This window comes from uncultured Candidatus Kuenenia sp., assembly GCF_900696675.1.
In the GTDB taxonomy this organism is placed as follows: Bacteria; Planctomycetota; Brocadiia; order Brocadiales; family Brocadiaceae; genus Kuenenia; species Kuenenia stuttgartiensis_A.
The window spans coordinates 1-5,511 of sequence record NZ_CAADGZ010000180.1; the positions used below are offsets into that span (position 1 = coordinate 1).

General features: G+C 40.9%; 4 protein-coding genes. 3 read left to right on the forward strand and 1 reads right to left on the reverse strand.

The genetic code is table 11. The features are described 5' to 3' along the window. Positions 1-326 precede the first annotated feature (326 nt). A complete protein-coding gene (locus tag QZT26_RS16285; protein WP_099324317.1) occupies positions 327-716 on the reverse strand; it encodes a hypothetical protein in 390 nt (129 codons plus the stop codon). 242 nt (positions 717-958) lie between these two features. Here QZT26_RS16285 and thrC point away from each other — a divergent pair, with 242 nt between their 5' ends. The 3 genes from thrC (at position 959) to QZT26_RS16300 (ending at position 4,810) form a co-directional block, all read left to right on the forward strand. Beyond that, positions 959-2,296 carry a threonine synthase gene (thrC, locus tag QZT26_RS16290; RefSeq protein WP_295103669.1) on the forward strand — a complete coding sequence of 446 codons (1,338 nt, stop codon included), beginning with the start codon at positions 959-961 and terminating at the stop codon, positions 2,294-2,296. 112 nt (positions 2,297-2,408) lie between these two features. Beyond that, positions 2,409-3,458, forward strand: coding sequence for a hemolysin family protein (locus QZT26_RS16295; protein WP_295103672.1), 1,050 nt, complete (start codon positions 2,409-2,411; stop codon positions 3,456-3,458). Between the two features lie 587 nt (positions 3,459-4,045). Next, positions 4,046-4,810 (forward strand): MBL fold metallo-hydrolase, encoded by a 765-nt coding sequence (locus QZT26_RS16300; protein ID WP_295103675.1) that lies wholly within the window; start codon positions 4,046-4,048, stop codon positions 4,808-4,810. The last annotated feature ends 701 nt before the right edge of the window (positions 4,811-5,511 follow it).

Consider the following 5,511-nt stretch of genomic DNA (forward strand, 5'->3'; position numbering starts at 1 on the left):
ATAATCTTCGTGAAAATGGCGCATTTTTTGAGATTAATGAAAATATTCGTCAAATATTTGCAACAATTAGTAGTCTTAACTATCCAATAAATAGTTGTTTAGATAGTTTTCGTTCAGACACTAAATAGCTCCGTAGGAGCGGCCTGTCCGTATTCAGGCAGACCTGTTTATATGGATTTACAAGAGACAGGTCGCCCCTAATTGCAGAGACAGGTTTCAAACCTGTCTCTACGATCTGTTATAATATCCTATTTTGCTGCAAACAGGCTGCTCCTACGGAGCTTATATGTAGTACACTTTTCAAAAAACTAAAGTGTTACGAATTATTACAATTTTTCTTCGTTTTTCTTTTTATCTTCTTGCTGATGTTGATGTGGCGCATTTTCTAATGCTTCAATTATCATCTTCATACCCTTTCTTCTTTCAAGAATGCCCTGAAGTATATCATATTCTTTGGGGGAAAAGAAAAAGGTTAAAAATGGCCTTAAGAATACCATTGCCTGACTTCCAATATAGTTAAGCGGCTGCATACACTCCAGAAACATTGTTGCCGGTATGGTAAGCCTTCTTTTGTGAATTATTGCCGCTAATCGGGCAGCGAGGGCATGTTCGTATTCTTTAAATACCTCGTATTCCTGCGCGGTGCCAACACTGAAGGCATGTTTCAGCCCACGTTTGAAAGTTTCTTTATCAAAATCTTTGAAGAATGGCAACATTATAAACACTTTCAAAATTTTTATGGTGGTCTGGCATTATACAATTTTGTCGATACAACGGCTTGTGAGAAGCTTATCAGAACAAGAGTGTTTTTGTCAAAACGAAAATAACCGTTCTGCGCGGGAAAGGCCTTTTTATTTTACTTGATAATCCAATGTATGTCTGCCTATAATGAGAAAAAATTTCACAGAAGTAATTGTAGAAAATATTTATTTTACGAGGGAAAAGGGAGAACGGCTTCATGCCATACAGAGCGTGGTTTCAATGCATTGCGGGCTGTGATGAAAAATACAAGCTAAACGAAATTATTTATCATTGCAAAAAATGCGGTAACCTTCTTGAGGTAGTGCATGACCTGGATCAATTGCGCAAGCACGACGCAAAATACTGGAAGGATTTGCTGGATGCACGCTATCTTCGCACGAAATGGCCATATGGGAGTTCTGTCTGGGGAAAGAAGGAATTTGTATGTCCGCAGGTGAAAAATGAAAATGTAGTCTCCTTGTATGAAGGCGGCAGTAACCTTTTCTGGGCGGAAAGGCTGGGAAAGGAATTCGGCATTGAAAATATCTGGATCAAGCAATGCGGAAATTCCCACACGGGATCTTTTAAAGATCTGGGAATGACCGTACTGGTTTCCATGGTAAAACAGATGATTTCAGAAGGGAAAAAAATTCCCGCAGTAGCCTGCGCCTCCACCGGGGATACATCTGCCGCCCTTGCCGCATACTGTGCAGCGGCCGGGATTCCTTCAATTGTATTTCTCCCAAAGGACAAGGTATCCAACGCACAGCTTATCCAGCCCATTGCAAACGGCGCCCTTACGCTATCCATCGATACGGATTTTGACGGCTGCATGAAACTGGTCAGGGAGGTGTGTCTTAAAAACAATATCTATCTTGCCAATTCCATGAATTCTCTGCGCATCGAAGGGCAGAAAACTATCAGCGTCGAAATTGTACAGCAGTTTGACTGGGAAGTCCCCGATATAATCATCGTCCCCGGAGGGAATCTAGGCAACACTTCCGCCATAGGAAAGGGTTTTCTGATTATGGAAGCAATGGGTATTACAAAAAAAAGGCCGCGCATTGTATGCGCTCAGGCAGCCAAGGCAAACCCTTTGTATCTTAGTTATTTGACAGGTTTTAAGGAATTTAAGCCAATAAAAGCACAAAAAACACTCGCCAGCGCCATTCAGATAGGGGATCCCGTCAGTTACCAAAAGGCGATCAATATATTGAAAAAATTTGATGGGATTGTCGAACAGGCAACGGAAGACGAATTGGCAAATGCGGCGGCGCAAGCGGACAAAACGGGACTGTTTAGCTGTCCCCATACAGGCGTTGCGCTTGCCGTTCTGAAAAAATTGCTGGAAAATAAAAAAATTAAAGCGCATGAAAAGGTCGTGGTTATTTCAACCGCACACGGGTTGAAGTTTACCGAGTTTAAGATAAATTATCACGAAAATAAACTGAAAGAAGTTACACCATGGTTTGCAAATCTACCGGTATCAGTCCCGCCATCATACGAAGCAGTTAAAACCGCAATTTTAGAAAAATTTGAGGGTTTTTCTTTATAAATGAATTTTATCCTTTCCCGCCACATTACCATTGTACCGTTCGCGAACCACAAAACATACCAGAAGAGTTTTTAGAAGCAAATACCATTTAACCCACACATAAAGATACATTATGGATTGGATTATAATAGCAATAATGCTTTTGTTTAATAGTTTGTTTTCGTGTGTAGAAATGGCATTTGCATCCACCAACGTGCCGCTCATGCGCAGTATGGCGTCCAGGGGGAATAGCGCAGCAAAAATTTTCCTGCACTTAAAAAGCAGGCCGGAAAGGACATTCGCCGCTATTCAGGTAGGCATCACCCTTGTTGGCATACTATCTGCTGCCGTGGGTGGTGCGGAAGTCGAAAAAACGATACTTCCGTTTCTTCAAAAATTGCTTAATGTTTCGGACACAACCGCAAAAATTCTAGGCATTGCCCTCTTTGTTATTCCATTTACCTTTTTTTCCGTTGTTATTGGCGAATTGGTGCCAAAAGCAATTGCAATCCGTTACCCTGAAGAGGTGTCTTTAGTATCGGGACGTTTCCTGAGAATAATGATAAAGGTTGCCATGCCCGTTATTCATACCCTGGAAAAATCTACGATAAAACTATTATCGCTGTTTGGTATTCGTACAACGGTTTCTGATAAAACCGTAACCCACGAACTCTCCCTGGAATCATTGCCTCCGTTTCACAAAGACTACATTTTAAACCTATTTGCCTTGAGATTTAAAAAGGTTTCTGAAATAATGCTTCCCTTTTCCAAAGCAGTAACCATACCCGTATCAATGAACAAAGAAGACATACTGAAGGTGGTAATTGCCTGCGGTCATACAAGGATTCCTGTTATTTCGGAAGAAGGAGAGTTAAAGGTTTTTGGCATTTTGCACACGAAAGAGTTCATTGCAATGATGGATACAAAAAGCCCTTTTTCATTGTCAAACCTGGCCCGTGAGCCTTATTTTGTAGAGGTAAATGACCCCATTTTGAAGATATTAAAAAATCTTCAGACATATCACCTCCAAATGGCAATAGTTTGTAAAAATTTAAAACCCGTTGGAATCGTAACCATGGAGGATATTCTGGAAGAGATTTTGGGTGAAATTTATGATGAAGACGATGACGGGATAGTAAAAAAAATATGGAGTCAACGTGTTGGCATGCGAAGGCACAAATAACGTAACAATTTAGTACCTTAGCAGTAATTTTTTTGCACACTTCCATTCGTCAGTGCGTGCTTTTTGGCAAAATATTTCATGGTAAAACCCGAAATGCTAAATACGAAATCCGAAACAAATTCTAAATTTTAATTTCCAAATGTTCAAAACCAGTTTTTTGGTAACAATTTAGAATTTTGAAAAATTCCAACAATGTAGTGCGACGAGGTTCGTCGCACCACAAATGACAATTTCCAGTCATTAGAATTTGTTTCGTATTTTGTGCTTTGTGCTTGTTGTAACACTTTAGGTTTTTGAAAAGTCCGTCCATGTATTAACCCCATGTATTTCACTGCCTGGAGAATAAATGTAGAGCGAAGAGGTTCTTCGCTCTATGCTGAATGGTCGCCGGGTTCGCTCTCGTTCCCAAGCAGCTAAAGTGTTACGTTTTTTTCATTGGGATTTTGTATTTTGGAATTTGTTTCGGATTTCGTACTTCGAATTTTTTATCAGGTTGTTCCTCCGGAGCTTATCGGTAATACGTTTTTCAAAAGACTAAGGCGTTACCAAATAATACTAATTTATTCATATCCTTTGAAAGGGTACAAATGATGGAAGTAATATTCCTGGGCACGGGAACATCGCACGGCGTACCGATGATTGCATGCAACTGCAAGGTGTGTACCTCCGATAATCCAAAGAATAAAAGGATGCGCACGTCAGTTCTTGTTTGTGAAAATGGCTGCGACATCCTTATCGACGCCACGCCGGAAATGAGGCTTCAATGTATAAAAAACAACGTTACCAGGCTGGATGCCGTCCTCATAACCCATATCCATGCAGACCATATTTTCGGACTGGACGATCTCCGGCGGTTCAATATTGTACAGCGTAAAGACATTCCTATTTATGGCACACCAGATACCCTTGAGGGCATAAAAAGAATTTTCGCCTATGCGTTTGATATACGGGCAAAAAACGATGGCTATGTACCCCGCTTTTCTCTTAACGCCATTGATGGCAATGTAAAAATAGGCGGTTTTTCCATTGTGCCGATTGACGCTATTCATGGGAATGGCCTCGTTACGGGCTATCGGTTCGAAAGATTCGCTTATATAACGGATGTGAGTGAAATACCCGTTCACTCATTGGCAAAATTAATGAATCTCGACGTCCTTGTCCTGGGTGCACTCCGCTACACGCCTCACGCAAAGCATTTCAATATAGACCAGGCGCTGGATATTGTCTCTAAAGTCAGGCCCAAAAAGACCTATTTTACCCACATATGCCATGATATAGAGCATGAATCAACAAATAGCAGGCTTCCTGAAAACGTGGAACTTGCTTACGATGGATTGCGTATAAAATTGTAATTACAATTCACGAGCTACCTGTAATAATGCCCCCACTGTTTCCCCCTTCTGAACTTAAGACACTCATTTCCGCTCGATAAGGTGCGATAGTATGCCCCTTCAAATTCTATGTATCGCTTTGTCGTGTCATGGCAAATAAAGTAGCAAAATGCATTTATTGTCTATAAATTAAGCATTAATCAAGGGGGTACCTTATTTACTTCCCAGCCTAACTCCAAGTGGATTCAGGTTTGCAAACCATGAGTTTGTGTGGATAATGGAGCCATGTATTGCGATAAAATTCCAGTGCCCAAAGCACAAAATTTGCAACATTTTAGTCTTTTGAAAAATTTCCGTGATAGAAAAAATACCATGCAGCCCTGTTAGGGGCGGTCTGTTTGTAGTAGCGCAATAAAATTCAATAGGGTAAATAGCTCCGTAGGAGCGGCCTGTCCGTATTCAGGTAGGCCTGTTTATATGGATTTACAAGAGACAGGTCGCTCCTAATTGTAGAGACAGGTTTCAAACCTGTCTCTACGATCTGTTATAATATCCTATTTTGCGACAAACAGGCTGCTCCTACGGAGCTTATAGGTAGTACATTTTCCAAAAGACTAAAGTGTTACTTTGCTTTGGTTCAGGCTTCGTTGTGAGATCAACCGAACGGTTATAAACCTGCGAATGTAGTTTCCAGTGCCACTGCTGCCACTGCGTTACCAAAC

Coding starts and splice junctions, on each gene's coding strand:
- QZT26_RS16285 (WP_099324317.1), bottom strand. CDS start 716: ATGTTGCCATTCTTCAAAGATTTTGATAAAGAAACTTTCAAACGTGGG.
- QZT26_RS16295 (WP_295103672.1), top strand. CDS start 2,409: ATGGATTGGATTATAATAGCAATAATGCTTTTGTTTAATAGTTTGTTT.
- QZT26_RS16300 (WP_295103675.1), top strand. CDS start 4,046: ATGATGGAAGTAATATTCCTGGGCACGGGAACATCGCACGGCGTACCG.
- thrC (WP_295103669.1), top strand. CDS start 959: ATGCCATACAGAGCGTGGTTTCAATGCATTGCGGGCTGTGATGAAAAA.